The sequence below is a fragment of the Asanoa sp. NPDC050611 genome (assembly GCF_040654855.1).
Lineage (GTDB): Bacteria > Actinomycetota > Actinomycetes > Mycobacteriales > Micromonosporaceae > Asanoa.
Genome location: NZ_JBFAIU010000654.1, coordinates 1 through 1,789, shown reverse-complemented (window position 1 = coordinate 1,789; position 1,789 = coordinate 1). Strand labels below are relative to the sequence as shown.

Below are 1,789 nucleotides of genomic sequence, written 5' to 3'. Positions count from 1 at the left end.
TCCGATCTGTCGTGGTGGCACACCGTATCTCTTACGGTTCGACGCTCGGAACTGCCTGGGAACGCGCTAGGAAGAAGTGGTGAGGCCGCCGCTAGGCGTCGACCTCCCGCTTGTCCTCGGCCCACATCGTGTGGAAGGAGCCGTCGCGATCGACGCGGTGGTACGTGTGCGCGCCGAAGTTGTCCCGCAGGCCCTGGATCAGCGCGGCGGGGAGCCGGGGGCGGCGCAGCGCGTCGAGGTAGGCCAGCGACGAGGAGAAGACCGGGGTGGGCACGCCGCCGCGGATCGCGGTGACGAGGACGCGCCGCCAGCTGTCGAAGCCGTTCGCGACGGCCTCGGCGAAGTACGGCGCGACCAGCAGGCTCTCGAGGTACGGGTTCTCGGCGTACACCTCGCGGATCCGGTCGAGGAACTTGGCCCGGATGATGCAGCCGCCGCGCCAGATCGTCGCCATCGCGCCCGGGTCGATGCCCCAGTCGTTGTCCTTGCTGCCGGCGCGGATGTGGTCGAAGCCCTGCGCGTAGGCGACGATCTTGGACGCGTAGAGCGCGTTGCGCACGTCCTCGACGAACTGCTTGCGGTCTTCCACGAGGCCCGCGATGTCGGTGTCGGCCGCGCGTCCCTCGTAGGTCCGCTGCGCCGCCTCGCGCTGCTTGACGTGGCCCGACAGCGAGCGCGCGAAGGTCGCCTCGGCGATGCCGGTGATCGGGACGCCCAGGTCGAGCGCGCTCTGCACGGTCCAGCGGCCCGTGCCCTTCTGCTCGGCGCGGTCCTGGACGACGTCGATGAACGGCTGGCCGGTCTTGCCGTCGGTGTGCGCGAGCACCTCGGCGGTGATCTGGATGAGGAACGAGTCGAGGTCGCCGCTGTTCCACTCGCGGAAGATCTCGGCGATCTCCGCGGGCGAGGCACCGAGACCCGCCCGGAGCAGGTCGTACGCCTCGGCGATGAGCTGCATGTCGGCGTACTCGATGCCGTTGTGCACCATCTTGACGAAGTGCCCGGCCGCGCCGGGACCCACGTGCACGCAGCACGGGGTGCCGTCGACCTGCGCGGCGATCTTCTCGAAGATCGGGCCGAGCTTGCGGTAGGACTCGGCGGAGCCGCCGGGCATGATGCTCGGCCCGAGCAGCGCGCCCTCCTCGCCACCGGAGACGCCGGTGCCGACGAAGTGCAGGCCCTTGGTCGCGAGGTCCCGCTCGCGGCGGGCGGTGTCGACGAAGTGGGCGTTGCCGGCGTCGATGACGATGTCGTCCTTCTCGAGCAACGGCACGAGCTCGTCGATGACGGCGTCGGTCGCCTTGCCGGCCTTGACCATGATGATGACCGCGCGTGGCCGCTTGAGCGACGCGACGAAGTCGGCCATCGACTCGCTCGGGATGAAGTCGCCCTCGTCACCGTGGTCCGCGACCAGGCTGTTGGTGCGCGCGACGGTGCGGTTGTGCAGTGCCACGCTGAACCCGCTGCGGGCCAGGTTGCGGGCGAGGTTGCGACCCATCACCGACAGGCCGGTCACGCCGATCTCGGCGCGAGCTTCCGTGCTCATCTACCCCTCCGTGCTCTTCTGTCACGCCGGACGTCGGCGCTCGTCGTCGCTGATCGGTGAGCCGCCGTCCGTGCTGACGCGGGTGCCCCGTTCGGGCGGTGGTAAACCCTTTTTGCCCGGTTAATCCCGGTGCCGCGGCCGTGGCCGCGCGGCGGCCAGCAGGCGCGCGATGGCGCGTACTCCCGGATGGTCCTGGATCTCCTCCCGAGACAGCGGCAGCGGCAGCCGCCAGTTGGGGTACTG

At 70.0% G+C, this 1,789-nt stretch carries 1 protein-coding gene; it reads right to left on the bottom strand.

Translation table 11 applies throughout. From position 1 onward, the window contains the following. Window positions 1-91: 91 nt before the first annotated feature. Window positions 92-1,546, bottom strand: a complete 1,455-nt coding sequence (gene gndA / locus AB0H87_RS41505) for an NADP-dependent phosphogluconate dehydrogenase (protein WP_360159278.1) — start codon at window positions 1,544-1,546, stop codon at window positions 92-94. Window positions 1,547-1,789 lie beyond the last annotated feature (243 nt).

Coding starts and splice junctions, on each gene's coding strand:
- gndA (WP_360159278.1), bottom strand. CDS start 1,546: ATGAGCACGGAAGCTCGCGCCGAGATCGGCGTGACCGGCCTGTCGGTG.